Source organism: Microbacterium sp. 2RAF4, from assembly GCF_052115285.1.
In the GTDB taxonomy this organism is placed as follows: Bacteria; Actinomycetota; Actinomycetes; order Actinomycetales; family Microbacteriaceae; genus Microbacterium; species Microbacterium oxydans.
Genome location: NZ_JBFRGI010000002.1, coordinates 307,192 through 333,886 on the forward strand (window position 1 = coordinate 307,192; position 26,695 = coordinate 333,886).

The following is a 26,695-nucleotide window of genomic DNA, read 5'->3' on the forward strand; positions in this document are numbered from 1 at the left end:
CAGGGCGAGGCTGTCGCGGATCTTCAAGCCGCCGCCGCATCCCCTGTCCTACCGTTGCGTCATGAGCACAGACCACACCACGATGCACACCCCCACGACCGGCGCGAACGGGACGTACACGACGAACGGCCGCCCGCACAGCGCCACCTCGCTCACCCCCTTCCTCGCCATCCCCGACGCGAAGCTGGCCATCGCGTTCTACCGCGACGTCTTCGGAGCCAGAGTCGTCGACGTGACCGAGTTCGGCGGCGTGGTGGCGCACGCCGACCTGGACTTCGGTCTCGGCCTGCTCCAGCTTGGAGAGCCCCATCCCGAGTACCACCTCGTGCGCTCCCCGGAGGGCGACGACGACTGCTACTCGATGGGCCTGTACGTCGCGGACGTCGATGCGGTCGTCGAGAAGGCGGTCGCCGCGGGGGCGACAGTGCGCGAAGCACCCGCACCCTTCGTCTCGGGTGATCGCTTCGCCAGCATCCGCGATCCGTTCGGGGTGCGCTGGTCTGTGATGACGCGCGTCGAGGACATCTCGGACGAGGAGAGCAGCCGTCGGGTGGCGGAGTGGGCGGCGTCGTTCAGCGCGTCTCCGGCGGACGAGGCGAGCTGAGCGACCGCTCCGCCGCGCGGCACACCGCCGGAAGCAGCGCCTCGGCCGTGCGGCGGTAGCCCAGGGCGCTCGGGTGGAAGCGGTCGAGGCTGAACATCGCCTCGGGCTCGTCGAAGAACATCGGGCCCACCGCCCGACGCAGATCGACCGGCTCCGCGCCCGCTCGCCGCGCCGTCTCGTCCTGGATCTCGGCCAGGCGGCGGGACAGACCGGAGGCGATCCGCCGCAGCGGCTGCGGCACGGCGCGGAGCGCGCCCAGGTCGGGGCACGTGCCGACGACGACCTCGGCATCCATGCCGCGCAGCCTGCGGATCGCCTCATGCAGATGCTGTGCCGACAGCGCAGGAGGCAGTCGGTGCGTCACGTCATTGCCGCCGACGACGATCACGGCGACGTGCGGACGGTATCCCTCGGGGAGCGCATCGAACTGACTCGGCAGATCGGGAGACTCCGACCCGACGACGGCTGCCGTGCGCAACCGCACCGGTCGCTGCAACCGGCGCCCCGTCGCCTTCGCCAGGCGAGCGCCGAGAGTCTCCTTGCGGTGCTCGGCCCCGAGCCCTGCCGCGATCGAGTCGCCGAGCACCAGCAGCTCCAGCGGCTCGCCGCCGAGCGACCGACGCCAGACACGATCCGCGTCGAGGGAGTGCTCCCCCAGCGGCTTCCCGATCCGCCGTCGGGCGAGCGCGGCCTGCTGCACCAGCACGACGCGGACGACCCCGAGGACGATGGCCAGAGCGGCGCCAGCCAGGACGATGCGGACGACGAACGGGGTGCCGATGCGACTCACCCCACGATTGCACCCCGTCGGCGTGAACGCGGCGTGAACGCGCATCGGTCCGGCAGGCGCCCTCGGAAGCCGGACGGACGATGCTCAAGACAGGGGCTTGAGCTCCAGGTCTGCAGCGCCGGCGGAAACGATCGCGAACGAGGTGTAGCCGTCGGCCGCCGAACGCTCGAGCAGCGCCTTGACGTTCTTGGTGCGGCGCTCGAGTCGGACCCTGGCGCCGTCCGCGATGAGCGCGGCCTTGTGCGTGACGAGCTCGTGCACCGGAACGTCGGCGTCGTGGATCAGCACGACCGCGTTCGTCGTGACGTCCGACTCCTCGGAGATCAGGTCGACGAGGCGCTCGAACCCGAGCGAGAAGCCCACCGCGGGCACCTGCTGCCCGAGGAAGCGGCCGATCATGCCGTCGTAGCGTCCGCCACCGCCGAGGGAGTAGCTGACGGACGGATGCGCGAGTTCGAAGATCGTGCCCGTGTAGTACCCCATGCCGCGCACGAGGAACGGGTCGAAGACGAGCGGGATGTCGGACTGTCCCCGCCCCGCAGCCACGGCCTCGCCGATGCCGACCAGGTGCTCCACGAGTTCGGCGGGGGCGCCGTCGGGCAGCGCCTTGCGGATCTGCCGCTCGCCGAAGGGGTTGTACTCCAGCGTCTGCGGGCGGCGGAGGAAGGCGTCGAACGCGTCGGCGGCTGCGGTCGACGCGCTGCGCTCTCGGAGCTCGGTCGCCACTCCCTCCGGGCCGATCTTGTCGAGCTTGTCGATCGTGATGAGCACACCGGGACGCTCCTCGGCCGTGAACCCGAAGCTGTCGAGCATCCACTCCAGCACCCGGCGATCGTTGATGCGCACGGTCGCCCCGTCGAGGCCGAGAGCGTCGACGGCGTCGAGCGAGGCGACCATCAGCTCGGCCTCGGCACGTGCGGTGTCGTCCCCCATGATGTCGATGTCGCACTGCACGAACTGGCGGTAGCGGCCCTTCTGCGGGCGCTCCGCCCGCCAGACCGGTCCGATCTGGATCGAGCGGAAGACGGCCGGCAGCTGACCGCGGTTGCTCGCGTAGAAACGCGCGAGCGGCACCGTCAGGTCGTAGCGGAGGCCGAGATCGGAGAGCGCGGCGGGGTCGTCGGCGGCGGCGCGGATCGCGTCGGCATCCAGGCCACGGCGGAGGATGTTGTACGAGAGCTTCTCGTTGTCGCCGCCGATGCCGGCATGAAGGCGGTCGTACTCCTCGACGACGGGCGTCTCGATCTCGTCGAATCCATGGGCGAGATAGCGCTCGCGGATGACGGAGAGCACACGCTCACGGCGGGCCTTGTCGGCGGGGAGGATGTCGCGCATGCCGCGCGGCGGGTTCACGGTAGCCACGGTTCCATCTTTCCAGGTCTGCCGACTCCGTCGTGCCGAGATGCTCGTGCCGGGATGGTCGTGCCGGGGTCAGCGCGCGGCTTCGGCGGCGCGCACCTCGTCTTCCACCGCGCGCAGCCTCTCGCGGAGGGCTCGCTCGGCGTCCCACCCCTGCTCGCGGGCGGTCGCCACCAGTGCGAGGAGCGCGTCGCCCAGCTCTCCCTCCGAGGCGGGGGCGGCGACAGCGGCGACCGGCTCGACGGGCACTCCTGCGCCGATTGCACGACCGGCGATCTTCTGCGCGAGCGCGAGCGCCGGCATCCCGCGCGGCACTCCGTCGAGCACGCTGCTGCGGGTGCGCTTCTCCGCGGCCTTCGCGGCGTTCCAGTGCACCAGCACCTGCTCGGGGGTCTCAGCCACCTCTCCGGCGAACACATGCGGATGACGTCGCACCATCTTCTCCGTGAGCGTCTGCGCCACGTCGTCGATGTCGAACGGGTCATCGGGGTCCTGCGCGGCGATCGCCGCGTGGAACAGCACCTGCCAGAGCAGATCCCCCAGCTCCTCGCGCAGGTCGTCGCGGCTTCCCGCCTCGACGGCGTCGATCACCTCGTGCGACTCCTCGATCAGATAGGGCACGAGATCACGATGCGTGATCTGCTGCGACCACACGCAGCGCTCCCTGACCGCGCGCATGGTCTCGGCAGCCTCGCGCAGCGGGTCGTCCCCGTGCGAGCGGACCTCGGATTCAACGCTCACGGTTCCTCCTTCTCACGACGACCCGATCACGACGACCCGATCACGACGATGCGGATGCGAGCCGACGGTACCAGCGCGCACGCAGCGACACGATGATGCCGGAGAGCACCAGCGCGATCAGCGAACCCACCAGCACACCGAGGATCGCCTGGTCCCTGATGCCGCCGTCCTCCGCGAAGGCGAGGTTCGCCAACAGCAGGGACACCGTGAACCCGATACCGCCGAGAGCGCCGGCAGAGAGGATGTCGGCGAACGGCAGCGCCGGATCCGATCCCTTCGGGCGGATGCGCATCGCGATCCAGCCGAACAGCGAGATGCCGATGATCTTGCCCACGGGCAGGGCGACCACGATCGCCCAGAACGCCGGGGACAGCTGCGTGATCGAGACGGCGGGGATCACGACGAACGCCGCGACGAAGGCGAACAGCGGCAGGATCGCCCCGTTCACCGTCGGCTCGAGCGCGTGTCTCGTGCGCTCGGCGGGGACCGGGGCCATCACGAGTCCGAGCAGCACGCCGGCGATCGTCGCGTGGATGCCCGAGGAGGCGACCAGACCCCAGGTGACCACGCCGACCAGGGCCATGGCCACGGCGATCAGGGGGTGGCCCTTCGCATGCAGGAGGCGGCTCAGGGCCCAGAACACGGCCACGCCCACGATCGCGAGCCCGAACAGCAGCCACTGCACGTCGACGGCGAACAGCACGGCGATGAAGACGATCCCGATGATGTCGTCGAGGATCGCCAGCGCGAGCAGGAAGACGCGCACTCGGGAGGGGAGCCCCTTGCCGAACATCGCCAGCACGCCGAGCGCGAAGGCGATGTCGGTCGCGGTCGGGATGGGCCAGCCCGGTGCCGTGACGCTGTCCCCACCGGCGATCAGCAGGTAGACCGCGATCGGGACGAAGACGCCCCCGGTGGCCGCGATGGCGGGCTGCACCGCCTTGCGCGCGGAGTCGAGTTCACCGTGGGTCAGCTCGTGGCGCAGCTCGATGGCCACGACCAGGAAGAAGACGGCCAGGAGACCGTCGGACACCCAGTGCGCGATCGACAGGTCGAGGGCTGTGCCGGGCACGGGGATGTGCACCTCGAGGAAGGCCGCGAGCGCATCATGCGTCGGGAGGTTCGCGAGCAACAGGCCGAGACCGGCCGCGATGAGGAGGAGGACGGCGGGGAACTGCTGTCCGCGGAGGGGGTTTGCTGAGATGCGCATCCCGTCCATCGTAGGTCGCGCACGTGCTGCGGGCCCCCGATGACGCCGTGACGGAGTGCGTCGTCATGCGTGCAGGCGACCCCTCGCACGCGGGATACTCTCGAGGGGTGACCCCCGCACACTCCTTCTCCGAACCCACGAACACCGAGGCCATCCGCGTGATCGGCCGATTCGAGGCGGGCCAGGGCATCCCCGATGCCATGCGCACCGATGTCCGCATGCTGGGCCAGCTGCTCGGTCAAGTGCTGCGCGAGGCGGGTGGCGACGAGCTGTTCGAGGACGTCGAACGTCTGCGCCTCGCCACGATCCAGGCCTATGAGGACGAGACCTCGGACGCCTTCGAGCGTGCCGCTGCCATCGCCGAGTCGTTCACGGTCGCCCGTGCCGATGAGGTCGCCCGCGCCTTCACCTGCTACTTCCACCTCGTGAACCTCGCGGAGGAGCATCAGCGCGTGCGCGTGCTGCGCGAGCGCGCCGGCCAGCCGGGTCGCGAGGACGCCGCGGACACCGTCGCCACCGCATACGCGCGCCTGCGCACCGAGGTGGGGGACGACGAGGCGCGACGCCGTCTGGAGGGGCTCCGCTTCCACCCGGTCTTCACCGCGCACCCGACCGAGGCCCGCCGTCGTGCGGTGTCGTCGAGCATCCGCCGTCTGTCCGAACTGCTCACGCAGCACGATGCGGCGAGCGAGGGCGGTGCGGAGGAGCACCGTGCCCGCCGGCGCATGCTGGAGGAGATCGACACGCTCTGGCGCACGGCCCCGCTGCGGTCGCAGAAGCCGACTCCGACCGACGAGGTGCGCACCGTGATGGGCGTCTTCGATGAGACCCTCTTCACCACGGTGCCGCACGTGTACCGCCGTATCGACGACGCGCTCCGCGGAGACGATTCCGGTGCGAGCGCCCCGGTGGTCCCCGCGTTCGTGCGCATCGGCTCCTGGGTGGGCGGTGACCGCGACGGCAACCCGTTCGTCACGGCCTCCGTCACGCGCGAGGCGTCGCAGATCGCCGCGGACCATGTGCTGCGCGGTCTCGAGCGCGCACTGGGGCGCATCGGCCGGACCCTCACCCTCGCCGCAGACGACACGCCCCCGAGTGCCGAGGTCACGGCGCTCTGGGAGCGCTTCGCCCAGACGGAGCCCGACCAGGCGGCCGAGCTCGCCACCCGCTCACCCGATGAGCCGCACCGTCGCGTGCTGCTGGTGCTGGCGCGCCGCGTCGCCGACACCCGCCGCGGTGACGGCGGCCAGCCCTACGCGCGTCCCGAGGAGCTGCTCGCCGATCTGCGGGCGGTGCAGGCGTCGCTCGCGGACGCCGGCGCGAAGCGCCACGCGTTCGGCGGGGTGCAGCACCTCATCTGGCAGGTCGAGACCTATGGTTTCCACCTGACCGAGCTCGAGGTGCGTCAGCACTCCCAGGTGCACGCGAAGGCTCTCGCCGAGCTCGACGCGGGCGAAGCCGTCAGCGCACAGACCGAAGAGGTGCTCGACGTGTTCCGCGCGATCGCGGACATCCAGCACGACCGGGGTCTGCGTGCGGCGGGACGGTACGTCGTGTCCTTCACCCAGGCAGCCTCCGACCTCGCCAATGTGCACCGTCTCGCCCGGTACGCACTCGGCGACGATGCGCCGGTGCTCGACGTCGTGCCGCTGTTCGAGACCTTCGCCGACCTCCAGGCCGCCCCGGGCATCCTCGCAGAGGCCGTGACCTTCCCCGAGTTCCGCGAGCGCATGGCCGCGACCGGCAACCGACTCGAGGTCATGCTCGGCTACTCGGACTCGTCGAAGGACGTGGGCCCCGTCGCCGCGAACCTGGCACTGTACGAAGCGCAGGAGAAGATCGCGCGCTGGGCCCAGGACAACGACATCGAACTGACGCTCTTCCACGGTCGTGGCGGCGCACTCGGGCGCGGCGGCGGCCCCGCCAACTCGGCGATCCTGGCGCAGCCACCGCACTCGGTCGACGGCCGGTTCAAGCTCACCGAGCAGGGCGAGGTCATCTTCGCGCGCTACGGCGAGCCCGCGATCGCGATGCGGCACATCGACCAGGTCGCCGCGGCCACCCTGCTCGCATCGTCCCCCACCGAGGAGGAGCGCACCAGCCGCGCGGCCGAGCGCTACTCCGAGGTCGCCTCGGCGATGGACGCGGCCTCTCGTGAGCGCTTCTTCTCGCTGGTGAAGGCCGAGGGGTTCGCATCCTGGTTCGCCACCGTGACCCCCATGGAGGAGATCGGCCTGCTCGCGCTCGGCTCGCGCCCCGCCCGACGGGGGTTGTCGGTCGAGTCGCTCGAGGACCTCCGCGCCATCCCGTGGGTGTTCGCCTGGACTCAGGCCCGCATCAACCTCGCCGGCTGGTTCGGACTCGGCTCCGCCCTGCAAGCCGTCGGCGACGAGGAACTGCTCGCCGAGGCGTACCGGGAGTGGCCGCTGCTGCACACCATGATCGACAACGTCGCGATGAGCCTCGCCAAGACCGACGAGCGCATCGCCCGCCAGTACCTCGCCCTCGGTGACCGCGACGACCTGGCCCAGCTGGTGCTGGACGAGCTCGCCCTCACGCGGCGCTGGGTGATCCGTCTCACCGGCGGCACCGGACTCCTCGAGAACAAGCCCGTGCTGCAGCGGGCCGTGCAGCTGCGCAGCCCCTACGTCGACGCGCTCTCGCTCCTGCAGCTCCGGGCGCTGCGGGCCCTGCGTTCGGCGGATCACGGCCCGACCGGCTCCGGAGCCGACGCGGAGCAGCAGCGGCTGCTGCTGCTCTCGGTCAGCGGGGTCGCCGCCGGCCTGCAGAACACCGGGTGACCCGAGCCCTCCCGCCGGGTGCGCTGACGCGGCTGTGGCCGACGCTAGAGTGAAACCTCCGCCTCACCCGGCTCTGCTTTCGCGTGCGACACGATCGCCCGCACCCCATCCGCCACCAGAAAGCCCTTCCGCGTGACCGCTACGTCTCCTGCCGACTTCCACCCGCTCGCCGACTCCGTGCAGCCCGTGTTCGACACGGTGCTCTCCCGCAGCCCGCACGAGCCGGAGTTCCACCAGGCCGTCCACGAGGTGCTGCACTCGATCGCACCCGTCCTGGAGCGCCACCCGGAATACGTCGACGGCGGCATCCTCGAGCGCCTGGTCGAGCCCGAGCGTCAGATCCTCTTCCGTGTGCCGTGGATCGACGACGCCGGGAAGCTGCACGTCAACCGCGGCTACCGCATCCAGTTCTCCTCCGTGCTCGGCCCGTACAAGGGCGGTCTGCGCTTCCACCCCTCGGTGAACCTGTCGATCATCAAGTTCCTCGGCTTCGAGCAGATCTTCAAGAACGCGCTCACCGGTCAGGGCATCGGCGGCGGCAAGGGCGGGTCCGACTTCGACCCGCACGGCCGCTCCGACGCCGAGGTCATGCGGTTCTGCCAGTCGTTCATGAACGAGCTGTACCGGCACCTCGGCGAGCACACCGACGTCCCCGCGGGTGACATCGGCGTGGGCGGGCGCGAGATCGGCTACCTCTTCGGTCAGTACCGCAAGGTCACCAACCGGCACGAGTCGGGCATGTTCACAGGCAAGGGCACTGGCTGGGGTGGCGCCGAGGTGCGCACCGAGGCCACCGGCTACGGCGCGGTGTTCTTCGCGCAGGAGATGCTCGCCGTGCACAGCGACTCCCTCGACGGCAAGCGCGTCGGCATCTCGGGCTCCGGCAACGTGGCGATCTACGCGATCCAGAAGGCCACCCAGCTCGGCGCGACCGCGGTCACGGCGTCCGACTCGTCGGGCTACGTCGTCGACGACGCCGGCATCGACCTCGACCTGCTGCGTCAGATCAAGGAGGTCGAGCGCGCCCGCATCGTCGAGTACGCGAACCGTCGCCCGAGCGCCCGCTTCGTGGAAGGCGGCAGCGTGTGGGAGGTGCCCGTCGACATCGCGGTGCCCTCCGCCACGCAGAACGAGGTCTCCCTGGCGGATGCGGAGGCCTTGATCGCGAACGGCGTGCGCGCCGTGTCCGAGGGTGCGAACATGCCCTGCGTTCCCGACGCCGTCGATGCGTTCCAGAAGGCCGGCGTGCTGTTCGCCCCCGGCAAGGCCGCGAACGCCGGTGGTGTCGCCACCTCGGCGCTGGAGATGAGCCAGAACGCCTCGCGGCAGCGCTGGAGCTTCGGCGACAGCGAGAACAAGCTCCGCGAGATCATGGCTGACATCCACCACGCCGCCTTCGACGCCGCCGAGCGTCACGGCGTCCCCGGCGACTACGTGGCGGGCGCCAACATCGCCGGCTTCGAGCGCGTCGCCGCCGCGATGCTTGCACAGGGAGTGATCTGACCTTCCCGTCGCGATATGTCAGCTGTTTCCGCCTTTTGAGCTGACATATCGCGACCGGAGCGGGCTCAGCTCTCGTCGACCGGCACCTTGACCACCTTGTTGTACCCGGTCACCGCCTGGTTCTCGTCGAACGCGACGACCTTCTTGCGGAAGCCCTTGGTGATGATCGCGAGGTAGACCACCCCGATCGCGGTCCACACCAGCCCGCCGCGCAGCGCGTCCTCGTGCAGGTTCGCCCACAGCAGGCCCGTCAGCAGCATGCCGATGCCCGGCATCACGATGAAGCTGAAGATGTCGCCGGGGGTCTTGCGGCGGCCCTTGCGAATCGCGAACCAGGCGATCACCGAGATGTTGACGAACGTGAAGGCGATCAGCGCGCCGAAGTTGATCCACGCCGCGATCAGCTCGAGCGTGAAGGGGATCGCGAGCAGCGAGATGGCGCCCACCAGCACGATGTTGAACGTCGGGGTGTGGGTGCGGGGGTTGATGTAGCCGAACGCCCGCTGCGGCAGCACGTTGTTGCGACCCATCACCAGCAGCATGCGCGACACCGAGGCGTGCGAGGCGAGACCGGAGGCCAGGGTCGCGCAGAAGCCGGCCGCGGTCAGCACGGCCATGAGCACAGGGCCGCCGACCAGGTTCCCGATGACCGGCAGCGTGGAGTCCTCCACGAACTGCATGTCGCCGCCGGGGGCGAACTCGTTCCAGTCGGGGAAACGCAGCTGCGTGAGGTAGCCCGAGATCAGGAAGATCGCCCCACCCAGCAGCACGGTGAGGAGAATCGCCTTCGGCATGATCTTCGGGTCCTTCGCCTCCTCCGCGTACATGGTGACGGCGTCGAAGCCGATGAACGAGAAGCACACGATCGTGGCACCCATGAGCACCGCACCCATCGTGGCCCCGTCGTGGAAGAACGGGGTCATCGACGCGACGGTGCCCGCACCGTCGCCGCGCATCAGCTGCGCGACGACCAGGACCACGAACACGGCCATCACGACGATCGAGAACACCAGCAGGATCATGTTCATGTTCGAGGTGCCGCGCATCGTGAGGTAGATGATGCTCGTGACGAGGATGCAGTACAGCACCACCCAGATCCAGCCCGGGATGTCGGGGAACAGCGCCTCCAGATAGCTGCGGATGATGAGGCAGTTCACCATCGGCAGCAGCACGTAGTCGATGAGCGACGTCCAGCCGACCATGAACCCGAGGTTCGGGTGGATCGACTCGCGCACGTAGGTGTACGCGGACCCGGCGCTCGGGATCGCACTGGAGATCTTGCCGTAGCTGATCGCGGTGAAGACCATCACGACCAGGGCGACGAGGTACGCCGCCGGTACGACGTTGTCCGTGTCACGGGCGACCATGCCGAAGGTGTCGAACACGACGGTCGGCGTCATGTACCCGAGACCGAGGCCGACGATCGCCCACAGCCCGAGGTTTCTCTTCAGCGTTCCTCCGCCTTGCGCGAGCGGCTTCGTCTTCGTGGCCATGGGTACTCCTCGGGGGACAGCGCATGGGTCGGACTTCGGGTCGTCCGACGCTGAGCAACAGTATGGACCGGAGGGAATCACCTGCGCTACGGCGAATTCGGTTCGAAATGCGCTTTTAACAATCGGACCGACCGCGGGATTCGAAGATCCGCCCCGCTGTCACCATCCTTCGGTGAGCACCCGATCCAGCATCGCGACGACATGGTCGGCGCTCTCGGCCGTGAGGCACAGCGGCGGCTTGATCTTCAGGACGTTGGATCTCTCGGAGGTGGTCAGCACGATCACACCGAGCTCCCGCATCCGTTCGCAGATCGCCGCAGCCTCGGCGGCGGCCGGCTCCATCGTGTCGCGGTCACGCACGAGTTCGACGCCGAGGTACAGCCCCTCCCCATGCACGACGGCCACCAGAGGATGCCGGTCGGCGAGGCCGCGGAGGCCCTCGGCGAGGCGGGCGCCGATCACGGCGGCGTTGCGCTGCAGGTCGTCCTCGACCATGGCGTCGAGCACCGCGAGTCCGACACGGCAGCTGAGCGAGCTGCCCCCGGCCGATGAGAAGAACTGCCCCTGCGTCGACAGCGCGTCCGCGATGCGCTTGGACGTGATCACTCCGCCGATCGGGTAGCCGTTGCCCATAGGCTTCGCGATCGTGACGATGTCCGGCACCACGCCGGCGAGCTCGAACCCCCAGAAGGCGGACCCCATCCGCCCGAACCCGACCTGCACCTCGTCGGCGATGCACAGTCCGCCCGCCGCCCTGATCCGCGCATAGGCACCATCCAGGTAGCCCTCGGGGAGCACCACCCCGCCCGCGTTGCCGAGGATCGACTCGCACAGGAACGCCGCGACCTCCCGCCCCTCGCCCTGCAGCCGGTCGAGATCGCTCCCGAGGTCGGCGAGATAGTCCCCGGCGACATCCGCACCTCGATACGTGCCGCGGAAGCGGTTGGGCACATCCGCGACGTGCACCCAGTCGGGACGCGTCTCGAGAGCGGAGGGGTTGTCGTAGGCGCTGGTCGTGACCGCATCGCTCGCCGCGGTCCAGCCGTGATACGCCTCGCGCAGTGCGACGACCGTGCGTCGTCCGGTCGCGGCCTGGGCCATACGGATCGCCAGATCGACCGCCTCCGACCCGCTGTTGACCAGCAGCACCGTGTCGAGTCCGCTTCCTTCCGGCATCAGCGCGAGCAGCCGTTCGCTGTACTCCGCGAGGTCGCGGAACAGGAAGCGGGAGTTCGTGGCCAGGGTGCGCAGCTGGCGGTCCGCCGCATCGGCGACCTTCGGATGGGCGTGCCCGAGGCCGGCGACGTTGTTCACCATGTCGATGTAGGTGCGCGCGGTGGTGTCGATCAGGTGGTGCCGCCATCCGCGTTCGATCTGCGGGGGACGCTCGTAGTAGCGCTCCTGTGCAGAGGCGAAGATCCGCTCACGTCGCCGCAGCTCCGCGGCCGCGTCGTCGCGCTGCATGAACGACGGCAGCCCGAGCAGCGGCGCAGGGTCGGCGGTGAGACGACTCCACGCAGGGACGCGCTCGGGCGCGACGAGTGGCGCACCGTCCGCCTGATGCTCGGGAGCGTCATCGCGGTGGATGCCGACGGTCAGGCGTCGCGGCTCGAATGCGGCGGCGAGCCAGCCCACGGTCTCGCCGACGGCCACGGGACGCTCGCGCCGCTCCTCCGCATCGAGCCCCGAGATCTCCAGCACCCGGTCGTGACCGTCGCCGGGTCGATCGCCAGCACCCTCGAGATCACCGTCGAGATCACCGTCGCCAGCACCGTCGAGATCACCGTCGCCAGCACCGTCGAGATCGAGGACGAGACGGGCCACCCGACCCCGTTGCGTCACCCGCCCGCTCGCCGGTGCCGCCACCCTCACGCGAGGGCCCGGAGGGAGATGCAGCTCGCACGCCGTCGCCCATGTCTCCCCCGACTCCGCCTCGTCGATGCGCGCCCGCGTGAGTCGGAACACCCCGTAGGGCAGGACCGCCACGGCGACACCGAGCTCGATCGCGTCGGCGACCAGATCCCGCTCCGACGTCTCCTCGAGCCAGCGTCCGCTGTCGAGGTCCGCGGACTCGACACCGGGATCGAGCACCGCGACGCGGCCGGTGAGATCCGGCAGGAGCGCGGCCAGAGGAGCGGCGTCCGGATCGGTCACCACATCGGCCGCGTCGAAGCCGGGGCCCTCATCGACACCGACCGCGGCGAGCACGTGCTCGGTCATCTCGACGAGCGGCAGCAGTGTCGCGGCGTCGAAGATCGCCTGCTCGCCCGCGACTCTCTCGCGCGCGTAGTCGTTGCCCCCGTCGATCTCGAGCTGACGCCACCCGCTCGCCACCAGCAGGGCAGCACGCAGCACCACGAGCGGCCAGACCGCTCTCGCCTCCGCGTCGCTCAGCGGTGCATGGCGATGGAAGGCGGCGACCGTCTCGAGCACCCGCAACGGCCGCTCCGGCTCGTGATGCAGCATCGATGCCGCGCACACCGCCAGCTCGGCGACGCGCCAGCCGAGCCCGAGGTCGCCGAGGTCGAGCACCGTGCGCGGGTGCAGCCGTGCGTCGTCGCCCCTCTCCCCCATGACGTTGTCGTCCGTGAGGTCGCCGTGGATCGCCTGCACGGGGAGCCGGTCGGCGAGAGGCTCGACGGCGGCATGCGCCTTCGTCGCGGCGCGCAGCACCCGTCCCCGGAGTGCGGCATCGGCGATCGACGGCGCGAGCGCATCGATCTGCTCGTACGCGACGCGCATGTCCCACATCTGCCGGCGGTCGAGGCCGGGATGATCGAGCGCCGACAGCGCGTTCACGGATGCGGCGGCAAGCGCCCCGAACTCCGCGAGCACCACGGGAGCGAGATATCCGGCGTCCACCATCGGCTCGCCCGGCGCGAACTCGCTGCGCCGCACGGCGAACCCGTTCCAGCGCTGGGTGAGCGCGCCGTCGAGCCCGGGGAGGACCGCCGGGACCTGGACGCCTGCGTCACGGTAGGCGTCGAGCGCGACGTGCTGCGCCTCGCGCTCGTGCTCGCCGAACACCGGGTTGTCGATCCGCAGCACGCTCTTCGCCCCGTCCTGCGCGGTGAGCAGGAAGTTCCGATCCTGGTTGCTGCCCAGTTCCTCCGTGGTCACCACGATCCCCCAGCAGTCGAGGGCGATACGCTCGGCATCGGACGTGCTGACGGCGGGGCGGACCAGGCCCACGTCGCCCGTCATGCGCGGGGCTGCCCGCGGTGCGCGTCGTCGAGGCCGACATCGTGGGCATGCCGCGACAGCGAGCTGCCGTAGCGCTCGGTCAGCTGCACCATCAGGTCGGGGGTGTCCCTGTCGACGCCGAAGACGTGCCCGGGGAAGTCGAGGTCGGGCTGCGCCGCCGCGATCTCCTCCTCCCGGTCGGGCGAGAACAGCTGCACCGGGTCGCCGACCGCGACCCACCCGATCGGCACGACGGTGCCCTCAGGCAGCACCGCGCGGCGCAGCACGATCGCGTTGACGCGCACCTCGCAGCGCGATCCGATCAGGGAGCCGTTGAACAGCCGCGACCCCGAGGCGAGGAACGTCTCCTCCCCGACGGTCGCACCGGCGATGCTCGACAGCGTGCCGATCAGGGTGTGCGATCCGATGTGCACCGCGTTCGCCGCGGTCGCCCGGATGAGCGCGTTCTCCATGACGATGACGTGCTCGCCGAGGGTGATCGTGCCTCCCTCGGCGGTGATCACGGCGCCGTGCAGCACCTGGCAGCCCGGCCCGATCTCCACGTCTCCGGAGACGACGGCGGTGGGGGCGATGACGGCGGTGTCATGGATGCGGGGGCGAGCCCCGAGGTGCTCGTACAACATGCGGCCAGACTAGTACTGCCGCTCGCGGCCGCGCGCTACTCGGCCTTGACCGGCTCGGGGAAGATCGCCGTGAACAGCTGTCCGACCCACTCGAGCAGTTGCGCGTCGGGCAGGGGCTCGAGCCCCACGCCGACTGCAGCAGGGACCGTGGGCATCGGCACGACCAGGGCCTCTCCCCCGGAGACGAGCTTCGCCTTCGGGTACAGACGCTGCAGCCGCACCTTGATCGAGTCCTCGAGCCGCGCGGGCGCGATGCGCAGGTTCGACCCCATCACGACGACGTCCGTCAGCCCGGCCCGTGCCGCACGACGACGAAGGCGCGAGACCGCCAGCAGCCCCTCGACCTCTTCCGGCGGAGTGCCGTAGCGGTCGACGAGCTCCTCGACGACGAGGTCGATGGCATCGTCCTTCGCGGTCGCAGCGGATGCGGCGGAGAGCTTCTGGTACGCCTCGAGGCGCAGCCGCTCGCTGTCGATGTAGTACTCGGGGATGCGCGCGTCGAGGGGCAGCTCGAGCCGCAGCTCCTGCCCGGTCTCGACCTCGTCGCCGCGGAAGGTCGCGACGGCCTCGCCGATCATGCGCAGGTAGAGGTCGAAGCCCACGCCGGCGATATGGCCGGCCTGCTCTGCACCGAGCATGTTGCCTGCACCACGCAGCTCGAGGTCCTTGAGCGCGACCTGCATCCCCGAACCGAGTTCGTTGTTGACCGCGATCGTCTGCAGACGGTCGGCTGCGGTCTCGCTCAGCGGCTTCATCTCGTCGTAGAGGAAGTAGGCGTAGGCGCGCTCTCGACCACGACCGACGCGGCCGCGCAGCTGGTGCAGCTGGCTGAGTCCGTACTTGTCGGCGCGGTCGATGATGATCGTGTTCGCGTTCGCGATGTCGAGTCCGGTCTCGATGATGGTCGTCGACACGAGCACGTCGAACTTGCGCTCCCAGAAGTCGTCGACGACCTGTTCGAGCTGGTGCTCCGCCATCTGACCGTGTGCGACCGCGATCCTGGCCTCCGGCACCAGCTCGGCCAGCTCACTCGCGACCCGCTGGATCGACTGCACCCGGTTGTGCACGAAGAACACCTGGCCTTCGCGCAGGATCTCGCGTCGGATCGCCGCCGCCATCTGCTTGTCGCTGCGGGGACCGACGAACGAGAGGATTGGATGCCGGTCCTCCGGTGGCGTCGCCAGGGTCGACATCTCGCGGATGCCGGTGACCGCCATCTCCAGCGTGCGCGGAATCGGGGTCGCGCTCATCGCGAGGATGTCGACGTTCGTCTTCATCTTCTTGAGCGCGTCCTTGTGCTCGACGCCGAAGCGCTGCTCCTCGTCGATGATCATCAGGCCCAGGTCCTTGAAGATCACCTGATCGGTGAGGATGCGGTGGGTGCCGATCACCATGTCGACCGAACCCTCCAGCAGCCCCTGCAGGGTCAGGCGCGCCTCCTTGTCGGTCTGGAAGCGCGACAGCGGCCGCACCTTGACCGGGAAGCCCGCGAAGCGCTCCGTGAACGTCTCGAGGTGCTGCTTCACGAGCAGCGTCGTCGGCACGAGCATGGCGACCTGCTTGCCGTCCTGGATCGCCTTGAACGCGGCGCGGACGGCGACCTCCGTCTTGCCGAAGCCCACATCGCCCGAGAGCAGTCGGTCCATCGGGATGGGCCGCTCCATGTCGGCTTTGATCTCGTCGATCGTCTGCAGCTGGTCCTGGGTCTCGGCGAATGGGAAGGCCTCTTCCAGCTCGCGCTGCCAGGGGGTGTCCGGCCCGAACGCATGGCCCTTCGCGCTCATGCGGGCGGAGTACAGCTTCACGAGCTCGACGGCGATGTCGCGGACGGCCTTGCGCGCCTTGCCCTTGGCCTGCGACCAGTCGCTGCCGCCCATCTTCGAGAGTGTGGGCGCCTCGCCGCCGACGTACTTCGACAGCAGGTCGAGCTGATCCGTCGGAACGAACAGCTTGTCGCCGGGGTACCCGCGCTTGGAGGGCGCGTACTCGAGCACGAGATAGTCGCGGATGGACTTGGTGGCGTTGCGTCCGCCGGTGGACACCTCGCGTTTGGTCATCTCGACGAAGCGGCCGATGCCGTGGGTGGCATGCACCACGAAGTCGCCCTGCTTGAGCTGCAGCGGGTCGACCACGTTCTTGCGGCGCGACGCGAGCTTCTTGACCACCCGCTGGTCTCCGCCGATGGTACGGCCGTAGAACTCGTTGTCGGTGAGGACCGCGAGCTTCGCCTCCGCCACCTGGAAGCCGGCTTCGACGGAGCCGGTGACCAGTGTCGCGACGCCGCCCTCCGGTGCCTCGATGAGCGTCTCGACGACTCTGGCGGCCAGGCCGCGGTCGGCGAGCACGTCACGTGCGCGGTCGACCAGACCGCCACCTGCCGCGATCACGACGACGCGCCACCCGTCGGTCAGCTTCGCCTCGACGAAGGAGATCGCGCCGTCGACGTTGCCGTGGAACGACGGGATGACGGCGGCGCCGAGGTTCGTGGCGTCGGCGTCGCCCTCGCCGAGCCCGGCCCCGAACGGGCTGAGCCGCCACCACACTCCGTCCCGGTCCCGCACGACGTCGCGCAGTTCCGCGATCGTCAGGAAGTCGCCGGCGCCGAGGTCGATGGGAGCCGACGCTCCCGAGGTCGCGGCGCTCCACGCGGCATCGAGGAACTCGCGATTCGTGTCGCCGAGGGTGATGGCACGCGCACTCGAACGCTCCGGGTCGATGATCGCCGTGGCGCTGCCGACCGGCAGGTACTCGGCCAGCGACTTCAGCGGCCCTGCGACGGCGGGGAGCAACGACTCCATGCCCTCGACCGGGATGCCCTCGGCCATCTTCTCGAGCATTCCCGAGATCGCGGGGAAGCCTCCGACCAGGGCACGGGCACGATCGCGGACCTCGGCGGTGAGCAGCAGCTCGCGGGTGGGAGGCAGATCGACACCGGTGACATCGCCGGGCAGGGAGCGCTGATCGGCGACCGAGAACGCGCGGATCTGATCGATCTCGTCGCCGAAGAACTCGACGCGATACGGATGCTCCGACGTAGGAGGGAAGACGTCGAGGATGCCGCCGCGCACCGCGAATTCTCCGCGACGGGACACCATGTCGACGCGCGAATACGCGCGCTCGACCAGCTGCTCCACCACCAGATCGAGTTCGTTGCCCCTGCTGCCCACGGCGAGTTCGAGCGGGGCGATCTCTCCCAGGTTGCCCGCGATCGGCTGGAGCGCGGCGCGCACGGATGCCACGACGACGAGCGGGTGATCGCCCGACCACTCGGCGATCCGGCGCAGGGTCTGCAGTCGCTGGCCGACCGTGTCGGGGCTCGGGCTGAGCCGCTCGTGCGGCAGCGTCTCCCAGGCCGGGAAGGTCAGGACGTCGGCGTCGGGAAGGTAGGCGTGCATCGCGAGCGCGAGGCTCTCCGCCCTCCTGCCCGTGGGGACGACGGCGAGCAGGGCGGCGGGGTGCCCTGCCGCGGCGCGCTTCTCGAGCAGCCCGGCGAGCGCGGGCGCATCGAGCCCGTCGACCAGGCCGAGATCGGCGTCGGTGCGCGCCCAGCTGAGGGCATCGCGGTACAGAGACGCCTCTTCCAAGGCGCGCAGAATCCCCGGAACAGTCACCGGACAAGACTAGTCGCGCCCACCGACACTCCGGCCGCTCCGCGTTCGCAAGGGCGCCGTTCTCCCTAGGCTGTCGGGATGGAATCCGTCGTCCTCACCACCGAACGCCTCGTCCTCCGCGCCCCGACGGAGGCGGACATCGATGCGATCACGGATGCCTGCCAGGACCCGGAGATCCCGCGCTGGACGACCGTTCCGAGTCCGTACGGTCGCGAGGACGCCGCAGAGTTCGTGCGCATGGTCGCCGCGCAGTGGGACACCGGGTCGGAGGTCGTCTGGGGCATGTACGCGGAGGGCGAACTCGTCGGCATGATCGGTCTGCACAACATGACCGAGCACTTCACGGGCTCGACCGCCGAGCTCGGCTACTGGGTGACGGAGGCGGCCAGGGGCAAGGGCTATCTCGCGGAAGCGGGCAGGGCCGTGGTCGACTGGGGGTTCGTCGGACTCCGGCTGGTGCGCATCCGCTGGCAGGCCGTCGCGGGCAACGTCCCCTCCGCCCGCGCCGCGCGCGCACTGGGCTTCCGGTACGAGGGCCTGCAACGGCAGGCGCTCACGAGCCCGCGGGGCCGGGACGACGGCTGGATGGCCGGGCTGCTGCCGAGCGACGACCGCACGCCGGTGGACTGGCCGATCCTCTGAGGTTCGTGACCGCGCGGCGGGCGATGACCACCTCGGCAGCCGAGGGTGACAGTGTCGGCGGCCGATGACAGGATGAACACATGCCGGAGATGCCGGAAGTCCAGGGGCTGTCCACCTTCCTCGCCGAGCGCGCCGTGGGGCACACGATCATGCGCGCCACCGTCTCGGCGATCGCCGCGCTGAAGACGTACGATCCGCCGATCCATGCGCTTCAGGGGCAGACGATCACGGCGTCCACCCGTCTCGGCAAGTTCGTCGTGCTCTCCTGCGGCGACGAACTGCACCTGGTGTTCCACCTCGCGAAGGCCGGCTGGCTGCGCTGGTACGAGGCCCTCCCCACGACGCTCATCAAGCCGGGCAAGTCGCCGATCGCCCTGCGCGTCGCGCTCGACGACGGGAGCGGGTTCGATCTCACCGAGGCGGGCACGAAGAAGTCGCTCGCGGTGTATGTCGTCCGCGATCCGCAGGAGGTGCCCGGCATCGCCAGGCTCGGACCCGATCCGCTCGACGAGACGTTCACGCGCGAGACGTTCGCCGCTCTGCTCGAGGGCCGCCGCATGCAGATCAAGGGGCTGTTGCGCGACCAGGCGGTCATCGCCGGTATCGGCAACGCGTACTCGGACGAGATCCTGCACGCCGCTCGCATGTCGCCGTATGCGATCGCCGACACGCTCGACGGTGCGGAGATCGATCGCCTCTTCGACGCCATGCGCGAGACCCTGACCGAAGCGGTCGCCGAAGCCTCCGGCAAGCCACCGGCCGACCTGAAGGATGCGAAGCGTCGAGGAATGCAGGTGCACGCCCGCCGGGGGGAAGCCTGCCCGGTGTGCGGCGACACCGTCCGCAGCGTGTTCTTCGCCGACCGTTCGCTCGAGTACTGCCCCACCTGCCAGACCGGCGGCAAGGTGCTCGCCGACCGGCGACTGTCCCGGCTTCTCAAGTGACGGCGAGCCGTGGCGCACCCGGATTCATGTCTTGGAATGAAATCTGCGCAGATGCGTTGACTACACTCAGATCAACAACGTGCTCCGGGGTCGGTGGGAATCCGAACCGGCGGTGACAGTCCGCGAGCGTCTCGAGAGATCGAGATGCCGATCCGGTGGAATTCCGGGACCGACGGTGATGCGAGGGAGACCTCGCTAGTCCGGAAGGGAGGCAGCACGAGACGCATACGTGCGTCCGTTCCGCCATCCCTGTACGACTCCGGAGCCTCAGAGGAGGACGACGGATGGCAGTGAACGCGGCAGAGCGCACCGCGATGGATCGCGCTCTCCACCTCGCCGCACGCGGGCCCCGCGGGGTGAACCCGCAGGTCGGCGCGGTCATCCTCTCCCCCGACGGCGCCGTGCTCGCCGAGGGCTGGCACCACGGCGCCGGCACTCCGCACGCCGAGGTCGACGCCCTCTCGAAACTCGCTCCCGGCGAGGCCGACGGCGCGACGGCCGTGGTCACCCTCGAACCCTGCAACCACACCGGGCGCACGGGCCCCTGCGCCGTCGCCCTGATCGAGGCGGGCATCTCACGGGTGGTCTACGCCCTCGACGATCCCGGCGTGGTGTCCGGGGGCGGCGCGGAACGTCTGCGCGCTGCCGGCGTCGAGGTCGAGGCCGGCGAACAGGCAGAGGCCGCGCACTCCCTCATCGCCGGATGGCTGACGGCGCAGCGACTCGGCCGTCCGCACATCACCGTCAAGTGGGCGCAGAGCCTCGACGGCCGCGCCGCCGCCGATGACGGGTCGAGCCGGTGGATCACCGGACCGGCAGCCCGCGCCGACGTGCACCGTCGCCGGGCAGTGGCCGATGCGATCGTCGTCGGCACGGGGACGGTGCTCTCCGACGACCCCGCCCTCACGGCCCGCGACGGTGACGCTCTGCACCCGCATCAGCCGATCCCCGTGATCATCGGAACGCGGCCCACACCCGCCGCGGCAGCAGTGCATCGCCACCCGCAGACACCCCTGTTCTTCGACACCCGCGACCTGCACGCCGTCACGGCCGACCTCCATGCCCGCGGCGTGCAGAGCGTGTTCGTGGAGGGCGGCCCCACGCTCGCCAGTGCCTTCATCGCGGCGGGGCTCGCCGACCGGGTCCTGGCCTACATCGCGCCCGTGCTGCTGGGCGGACGCCGGCTCGCCCTGACGGAGATCGGCGTCGGATCCATCGACGAGGCGCGCCGCCTCGTCGTCGACGAATGGGTACCTCTCGGCGAGGACCTGCTCGCCGACGCACACCCCGCGGACGCGGCGGACCCTGCGCACACCGCGAACCCCCAGAGCGAAGGAGCCGCCTGATGTTCACCGGAATCATCGAGGAGATGGGCGAGATCACCGCGATCGCCCCCGCCGGCGACGGCTGGCGCCTCACAGTGCGCGCGCCCCGCGCTGCTGCGGATGCCGTGCACGGCGAGTCGATAGCCGTCTCCGGTGTGTGCCTGACCGTGGTCGGCTCGACCGCGGACACCTTCGACACCGACGTGATGAAGCAGACGCTCGATGTGGCCGCGATCGGATCGGCGACGGTCGGCACCCGCGTGAACATCGAGAAGGCCATGCCGGTGGGCGCCCGACTCGGCGGACACATCGTGCAGGGCCACGTCGACGGGGTCGGCGAGGTGCTCGAGGTGCGGCCCGGCGCGCAGTGGAGCGTGCTCCGGATCAGCCTGCCCGCCGATCTCGCCCCGCTTGTCGTCGACAAGGGCTCCATCTCGGTCGACGGCACCTCGCTGACGGTGAGCGCCGTCAGCGCCCCCGCAGACCCCTCTCCGTGGTTCGAGGTCTCGCTGATCCCCGAGACCCTCGCCGCGACGACCCTCGGCGTCCGCGCCGTGGGAGACCGCGTGAATCTGGAGACCGATATCCTCGCCCGCCACGTGGAACGCCTTCTCGCGTTCCGGGCTGCACCGGAAGGAGGCTCGCGATGAGCCTTTCCACGATCGACGAAGCCCTGGAAGCCCTGCGCGCCGGGCGTCCCGTCCTCGTCGCCGACGACGAGAACCGCGAGAACGAGGGCGATGTCATCCTCTCGGCAGAGCTCGCGACCCCGGAGTGGGTGGCCTGGACCGTGCGCTGGTCGTCCGGCTTCATCTGCGCCCCGATGCCCGCCGACCTCGCCGACCACCTCAACCTGCCGCCGATGGTCGCCGCGAGCGAAGACGCCCGCTCGACCGCCTACACCGTGAGCGTCGACGCCGCGCAGGGGGTCACCACCGGCATCAGTGCCCATGATCGCGCCCACACACTGAACGTGCTGTCGAACCCGGAGTCGACGTCGACCAGCATCATCCGCCCCGGACATGTGCTGCCCCTGCGGGCGGTCGACGGCGGCGTGCGCGAGCGCAGCGGCCACACTGAGGCCGCCGTCGAGCTCATGAAGCTGGCGGGGCTCCGCCCGGTCGGCGCGATCGCAGAGGTCGTCGCGGAGGACGGCAGCATGATGCGCCTCCCCGGACTCATCGAGCTCGGTGCGCGAGACGGCGTACCCGTGATCACGATCGAGCAGCTGATCGCCCATCTGAACGAGATCGACCCCGATGGCGCGACGCCGAGTGCGCACCGCGGACGTCGCGTGAGCCTGCGCGCCGACGCCACCGTCCCGACCACCCACGGCACGTTCCGCTTCCTCGCGTACAAGGACCGCATCACCGGCACCGACCACATCGCGGTCGTCTCCGGCGAACCGGGCGACACCGCTCTGGTGCGCGTGCACTCGGAGTGCCTGACCGGCGAGGCGTTCGGGTCGCTGAAGTGCGAGTGCGGTCCGCAGCTCGACTCCGCACTCGACGCGATCGAGAAGGAGGGCGGGATCGTCATCTACATGCGCGGCCACGAGGGGCGAGGGATCGGCCTGATCAACAAGCTGCGCGCCTACAGCCTGCAGGAGGAGGGCCTCGACACGGTCGACGCCAATCTCGCGCTGGGGCTGCCCGCAGATGCGCGCGACTATGCCGCGGCGGCCGGCATCCTCTCGGACCTCGGCGTATCGAAGGTGCGTCTGCTGACGAACAACACCGACAAGGTCGCGCAGTTGCGCGAGCTCGGCCTCGACGTGGTCGAGCAGGTGCCGCTGATCGTCGGGGTGGGTCCGAACAACCACCAGTATCTGGAGACCAAGCGTGACCGGATGGGTCACATCATCGGCGAAGCAGACCTCGCAGAGGCACTCGCCCACGGAAAGGACGACGAATGAGCGGCGCAGGAGCACCCGAGACCGGCAACATCGACGGGCGGGGTCTGAACGTCGTCATCATCGCCGGCACCTGGCACGAGACGATCTCGAACGGCCTGATCGCCGGGGCGGAGCGCGTGCTCGACGCCGCCAACGCCACGCATCGGCTCGTGCGCGTGCCCGGCTCTTTCGAGCTCGCGATCGCCGCGCAGGCCGCTTTCGCCGGTGGAGCGGATGCGGTCGTCGCGCTGGGTGTGATCATCCGCGGCGGAACGCCGCACTTCGAGTACGTGTCGGCGGCGACTACCGACGGCCTCACGCGGGTCGCACTGGATGCCGGCAAGCCCGTCGGCTTCGGCGTGCTCACTCTCGACGACGAGCAGCAGGGACTGGACCGTGCGGGGCTGGAGGGCTCCAAGGAGGACAAGGGCGCCGAGGCCGCCGATGCCGCGCTGCGCACCGCTCTCGTCACGAGGGAGCTCCACGGCTGAGGTCAGCCTGCCCTTGCTAGCGCAGGAGGGCTCCGCGCTCGTACGGTGAGGGCATGGAGATCCTGCGTCATATCGTCGTGTTCATCCACCTGATCGGCTTCGCCGTGCTGTTCGGCGCCTGGGCCGCGCAGGCCTTCGGCGGTAAGCGCCAGATCACGAAGATCATGGACTACGGTCTCGCGATCGCCGGTGTCGCAGGTCTCGCCCTCGCCGCGCCGTGGGGCATCGACTACGACCTCAACTACGTCAAGATCGGCGTCAAGCTTGTCGTGCTGGTCATCATCGGCGCGCTCCTCGGCATCGGTTCGGCGCGGCAGAAGCGCGGAGATTCCGTGCCGCCGGCCGTGTTCTGGCTGATCGGCATCCTGGCACTCCTGAACGCGGGACTCGCCGTCATCTGGCGCTGACCGCACACGTCGGCATGACGCTCGGAGCGCTCAGCGCTTCCGGGGAGGCGCTGTGCTCTCCCGCACGATGAGTTCCGTTCCGACCAGAGGCGTCTGCGGTCGGTCGACAGCGGCCGACCCCGCACCCTCGAGTTCCGCGAGCAGAGCGTCCACCGCGAGTGCTCCCACGCGCTCGGGGTGCTGCTGCACGGTGGTCAGTGGCGGCCAGAGCTGAGCGGCATCGGGCAGCCCGTCGAATCCCACGATGCTGACGTCTCCCGGCACCTCGCGCCCGACTTCGCGGAAGGCCCGCAACACGCCGATCGCCATCTGGTCGTTCGCGGCGAAGACCGCGGTGACGCCCTCGATCTCCCGCAGTTCGACGCCGGCTGCGTAGCCCGATGCCGCTGTCCAGTCCCCCGCGATCGGCGCAGGCACGGTGCGCTCGTGCTTCTCGAGCGTCTCCCGCCAGGCTTCGCGCCGACGCTCCGCAGAGTACGAGCGCGCGGGACCGGTGATGTGCCAGACCGTGTCGTGACCGAGGTCGAGCAGGTGCTCGGTCGCCAGTCGCGCACCCTGCGCCTGATCGGTGTCGACGAACGGATGCGTCTCGCCGCGGTTCGAGTCGACGAACACGACAGGGAGTGCTTCCGGGATCTCGATGTCGGCCTCGTCCAGCTGGTGGGCCTCGATCACGATGATGACGCCGTCCACCGCGTGCTCCTCGAGCCGGCGGAAGGCTCCGGCCACCGTCTCGGTCGCGCTCGACTCGACCGGGATGAGCGTGAGGGCGTAGCCGAGCTGCGCCGCCCGCACGGCGATCGCGTCGAGCGTGCGCTGGTTGCCGTACGAGCTGAACGAGAACATCACGACGCCGATCGTGCGGAATCGCCCTGAGCGCAGCGCGCGAGCCGCACTGTTGGGGCGGTACCCCAGGCTGTGCATCGCCGCCTCGACGCGTTCGCGGGTGGCGGCACCGACGTAGCCCCTGGCGTTGACGACGCGTGACACGGTCTGACCGGAGACTCCGGCCTCACGGGCGACGTCTTCCATCGAGGGCTCGCGTCGACGCGTCGAGGCGTCCGCCGGATGCGTTGGGGTCACGATCACCCATCCCCTCATGTGTTGACGTTGACACACTACCAGTCGGTCGAATATGTTGACGTTGACACACGGCGCACGGTGCGCCCGAACGTAAGAAGGACTCGTCGATGACGACTGATATCCCCGCGGCCCCCGGCGCCCCCGGTCTCCGGCGTCGCGACAAGCGCGACTGGAAGGGATGGGCCTTCGTCGGCCCGTTCATGATCGTGTTCGCCCTGGTGTTCCTGACACCGCTCGCCTATGCGCTGTACCTGAGCTTCTTCCAGGAGAAGCTCATCGGAGGCACCGCGTTCGTCGGGGTGGACAACTACGTGCGCGCGCTCACCGACCCGCAGTTCTGGGAGGCGTTCGGCCGCGTGCTGGTCTTCCTCGTCGTGCAGGTGCCGATCATGCTGGTCCTCGCCCTCGGCGCCGCGCTCGCCCTGGACAGCGCCCGCCTGCGCGGAGCCTCGTTCTTCCGCATCCTCATCTTCCTCCCCTACGCCGTCCCCGCAGTCGTCGCCGTGCTGATGTGGGGCTACATCTACGGGGACCAGTTCGGCCTCACGAGCAACATCAACGACTTCCTCGGCGTCGATGCGATCACCCCGTTCGCGAAGGAGTGGATGCTCCTCTCGATCGGCAACATCGTCACCTGGGAGTTCGTCGGCTACAACATGCTGATCTTCTACTCCTCGCTCAAGACCATCCCGACCGAGATGTACGAGGCCGCCTCGCTCGACGGCGCCGGAGCCTGGCGCACGATCTTCTCGATCAAGATCCCCTCCGTCCGCGGGGCGCTCGTGATCGCGACCATCTTCTCGATCATCGGGAGCTTCCAGCTCTTCAACGAACCGAACATCCTGCGCCCGCTGGCCCCGAACGTGATCACGACGTTCTTCACCCCGAACATGTACGCGTACAACCTGTCGTTCGCCGGCCAGCAGTTCAACTACGCCGCCACCATCGCCATCATCATGGGCGTCATCACCGCGGTCATCGCCTACGTCGTGCAGCTGCGCGGCTCGAAGTCGGAGGTGCGCTGATATGGCACTCCCCCTCGCCCGCCCGTCCCGCCGACGCCACGACCCGATGAATCCGCGGAAGTCGAACACGTTGCTGATCGTGATGATCGTGTACGCGCTGTACACGCTCGTACCGCTGGTCTGGCTGCTCTTCAGCTCGACCAAGACGCAGGCGGGGCTGTTCAGCTCCTTCGGACTGTGGTTCGCCGACGACTTCGCCTTCTTCGACAACCTCGTGGCCACGTTCTCCTACCGCGACGGCATCTTCCTGCGCTGGCTCGGCAACACCCTGCTGTACGTCGTCGTGGGCGCCGGAGGGGCCACGCTGCTGGCCACCATGGCCGGATACGGCCTCGCGAAGTTCCGGTTCCCCGGACGCCGCGCGGTGTTCGCCGTCGTCCTCGGCGCGGTGGCGGTGCCGGGCACAGCCCTCGCCGTGCCGACGTTCCTGCTGTTCAGCGAGCTCGGTCTGACGAACACGCCCTGGGCCGTCATCATCCCGTCGCTCATCAGCCCGTTCGGCTTGTATCTGATCTGGGTGTTCGCATCGGAATCCGTGCCGACGGAGCTGCTCGAGGCCGCGCGCATCGACGGCGCCGGCGAGTTCCGCACCTTCTTCACGATCTCGATGAGGCTGCTCGCCCCCGGCATCGTGACGGTCGCGCTGTTCACGGTCGTGGCGACCTGGAACAACTACTTCCTGCCGCTGATCATGCTGTCCGACCCCGCCTGGTATCCGCTCACCGTCGGTCTGAACCAGTGGAGCGCTCAAGCCATCGGCGCGGGGTCGCAGCCCATCTACAACCTCGTGATCATGGGGTCGCTCCTCACCATCATCCCGATCGTCATCGCCTTCCTGCTGCTGCAGCGCTTCTGGCAGTCAGGTCTCACCGCGGGGAGCGTCAAGCAGTAGCGCCCCGCACCCCTCCGGCATCACCTCCGCGATCCGACGCCGGATCGCACCTC

At 69.6% G+C, this 26,695-nt stretch carries 21 protein-coding genes and 1 riboswitch; of the genes, 12 read left to right on the forward strand and 9 right to left on the reverse strand.

Annotated features, from left to right (window positions below; all coding sequences use genetic code 11):
* Positions 1 to 61: 61 nt before the first annotated feature.
* Positions 62 to 604 carry a VOC family protein gene (locus AB4070_RS05705; RefSeq protein ID WP_441979263.1) on the forward strand — a complete coding sequence of 181 codons (543 nt, stop codon included), beginning with the start codon at positions 62 to 64 and terminating at the stop codon, positions 602 to 604.
* Here the strand turns inward: AB4070_RS05705 and AB4070_RS05710 are convergent.
* The 4 genes from AB4070_RS05710 to nhaA form a co-directional block, all read right to left on the reverse strand.
* Positions 573 to 1,394: an SGNH/GDSL hydrolase family protein gene (locus AB4070_RS05710; protein ID WP_441979264.1), complete on the reverse strand. Its 822-nt coding sequence runs from the start codon at positions 1,392 to 1,394 to the stop codon at positions 573 to 575. The two genes, AB4070_RS05705 and AB4070_RS05710, sit on opposite strands and share 32 nt — an antisense overlap.
* Before the next feature lie 84 nt (positions 1,395 to 1,478).
* Positions 1,479 to 2,729, reverse strand: a complete 1,251-nt coding sequence (gene hisS / locus AB4070_RS05715) for a histidine--tRNA ligase (protein WP_441980549.1) — start codon at positions 2,727 to 2,729, stop codon at positions 1,479 to 1,481.
* A 96-nt stretch (positions 2,730 to 2,825) separates the two neighbouring features.
* Positions 2,826 to 3,431, reverse strand: a complete 606-nt coding sequence (locus tag AB4070_RS05720) for a MazG family protein (RefSeq protein ID WP_441980550.1) — start codon at positions 3,429 to 3,431, stop codon at positions 2,826 to 2,828.
* Between the two features lie 103 nt (positions 3,432 to 3,534).
* Complete coding sequence (nhaA, locus tag AB4070_RS05725) at positions 3,535 to 4,704, reverse strand: Na+/H+ antiporter NhaA (RefSeq protein ID WP_441979265.1); 1,170 nt, start codon at positions 4,702 to 4,704, stop codon at positions 3,535 to 3,537.
* Positions 4,705 to 4,811: 107 nt separating this feature from the next.
* On the opposite strand from nhaA, the gene AB4070_RS05730 reads away from it, so the two are divergent.
* Together AB4070_RS05730 and gdhA are read left to right on the forward strand one after the other, a co-directional pair.
* Complete coding sequence (locus tag AB4070_RS05730; protein WP_441979266.1) at positions 4,812 to 7,505, forward strand: phosphoenolpyruvate carboxylase; 2,694 nt, start codon at positions 4,812 to 4,814, stop codon at positions 7,503 to 7,505.
* Positions 7,506 to 7,637: 132 nt separating this feature from the next.
* Positions 7,638 to 9,008 (forward strand): NADP-specific glutamate dehydrogenase, encoded by a 1,371-nt coding sequence (gene gdhA, locus AB4070_RS05735; RefSeq protein WP_378874521.1) that lies wholly within the window; start codon positions 7,638 to 7,640, stop codon positions 9,006 to 9,008.
* A 65-nt stretch (positions 9,009 to 9,073) separates the two neighbouring features.
* On the opposite strand, the gene AB4070_RS05740 is transcribed toward gdhA, so the two are convergent.
* The 4 genes from AB4070_RS05740 to mfd all read right to left on the reverse strand — a co-directional run bounded on the left by AB4070_RS05740 (position 9,074) and on the right by mfd (position 17,939).
* Positions 9,074 to 10,501 carry an APC family permease gene (locus AB4070_RS05740; protein WP_441979267.1) on the reverse strand — a complete coding sequence of 476 codons (1,428 nt, stop codon included), beginning with the start codon at positions 10,499 to 10,501 and terminating at the stop codon, positions 9,074 to 9,076.
* Between the two features lie 159 nt (positions 10,502 to 10,660).
* Positions 10,661 to 13,705 carry an aminotransferase gene (locus tag AB4070_RS05745; RefSeq protein ID WP_441979268.1) on the reverse strand — a complete coding sequence of 1,015 codons (3,045 nt, stop codon included), beginning with the start codon at positions 13,703 to 13,705 and terminating at the stop codon, positions 10,661 to 10,663.
* Complete coding sequence (locus tag AB4070_RS05750) at positions 13,702 to 14,328, reverse strand: gamma carbonic anhydrase family protein (RefSeq protein WP_441979269.1); 627 nt, start codon at positions 14,326 to 14,328, stop codon at positions 13,702 to 13,704. The genes AB4070_RS05745 and AB4070_RS05750 overlap by 4 nt, the downstream gene beginning before the upstream one ends.
* Positions 14,329 to 14,363: 35 nt before the next feature.
* On the reverse strand, positions 14,364 to 17,939 hold the full coding sequence (mfd, locus tag AB4070_RS05755; RefSeq protein ID WP_441979270.1) for a transcription-repair coupling factor: 3,576 nt from the start codon (positions 17,937 to 17,939) through the stop codon (positions 14,364 to 14,366).
* 78 nt (positions 17,940 to 18,017) lie between these two features.
* On the opposite strand from mfd, the gene AB4070_RS05760 reads away from it, so the two are divergent.
* From AB4070_RS05760 to AB4070_RS05790, 7 genes are all read left to right on the forward strand, one after another.
* A complete protein-coding gene (locus AB4070_RS05760) occupies positions 18,018 to 18,581 on the forward strand; it encodes a GNAT family N-acetyltransferase (protein ID WP_441979271.1) in 564 nt (187 codons plus the stop codon).
* A gap of 80 nt (positions 18,582 to 18,661) precedes the next feature.
* A complete protein-coding gene (locus tag AB4070_RS05765; protein ID WP_441979272.1) occupies positions 18,662 to 19,525 on the forward strand; it encodes an Fpg/Nei family DNA glycosylase in 864 nt (287 codons plus the stop codon).
* A 76-nt stretch (positions 19,526 to 19,601) separates the two neighbouring features.
* Positions 19,602 to 19,746, forward strand: a riboswitch (FMN riboswitch).
* A gap of 63 nt (positions 19,747 to 19,809) precedes the next feature.
* The gene (gene ribD / locus AB4070_RS05770) at positions 19,810 to 20,871 is read left to right on the forward strand and encodes a bifunctional diaminohydroxyphosphoribosylaminopyrimidine deaminase/5-amino-6-(5-phosphoribosylamino)uracil reductase RibD (RefSeq protein ID WP_441979273.1); all 1,062 of its coding nucleotides are present in this window, start codon (positions 19,810 to 19,812) and stop codon (positions 20,869 to 20,871) included.
* Positions 20,871 to 21,500, forward strand: coding sequence for a riboflavin synthase (locus tag AB4070_RS05775; protein WP_441979274.1), 630 nt, complete (start codon positions 20,871 to 20,873; stop codon positions 21,498 to 21,500). Before ribD ends, AB4070_RS05775 begins: the two co-directional genes overlap by 1 nt.
* A complete protein-coding gene (ribA, locus tag AB4070_RS05780) occupies positions 21,497 to 22,765 on the forward strand; it encodes a GTP cyclohydrolase II (RefSeq protein ID WP_441979275.1) in 1,269 nt (422 codons plus the stop codon). Before AB4070_RS05775 ends, ribA begins: the two co-directional genes overlap by 4 nt.
* The gene (gene ribH, locus AB4070_RS05785) at positions 22,762 to 23,235 is read left to right on the forward strand and encodes a 6,7-dimethyl-8-ribityllumazine synthase (protein WP_441979276.1); all 474 of its coding nucleotides are present in this window, start codon (positions 22,762 to 22,764) and stop codon (positions 23,233 to 23,235) included. The genes ribA and ribH overlap by 4 nt, the downstream gene beginning before the upstream one ends.
* 53 nt (positions 23,236 to 23,288) lie before the next feature.
* Entirely contained in the window at positions 23,289 to 23,642 is a 354-nt protein-coding gene (locus AB4070_RS05790; RefSeq protein WP_441979277.1) for a Fe-S protein, read from the forward strand.
* A gap of 30 nt (positions 23,643 to 23,672) precedes the next feature.
* Here AB4070_RS05790 and AB4070_RS05795 read toward each other — a convergent pair whose 3' ends face one another.
* Complete coding sequence (locus AB4070_RS05795) at positions 23,673 to 24,674, reverse strand: LacI family DNA-binding transcriptional regulator (RefSeq protein WP_441980551.1); 1,002 nt, start codon at positions 24,672 to 24,674, stop codon at positions 23,673 to 23,675.
* A 158-nt stretch (positions 24,675 to 24,832) separates the two neighbouring features.
* Here AB4070_RS05795 and AB4070_RS05800 point away from each other — a divergent pair, with 158 nt between their 5' ends.
* The gene (locus AB4070_RS05800; RefSeq protein WP_441979278.1) at positions 24,833 to 25,750 is read left to right on the forward strand and encodes a carbohydrate ABC transporter permease; all 918 of its coding nucleotides are present in this window, start codon (positions 24,833 to 24,835) and stop codon (positions 25,748 to 25,750) included.
* 46 nt (positions 25,751 to 25,796) lie between these two features.
* Positions 25,797 to 26,642 (forward strand): carbohydrate ABC transporter permease, encoded by an 846-nt coding sequence (locus tag AB4070_RS05805; protein ID WP_028503759.1) that lies wholly within the window; start codon positions 25,797 to 25,799, stop codon positions 26,640 to 26,642.
* Positions 26,643 to 26,695 lie beyond the last annotated feature (53 nt).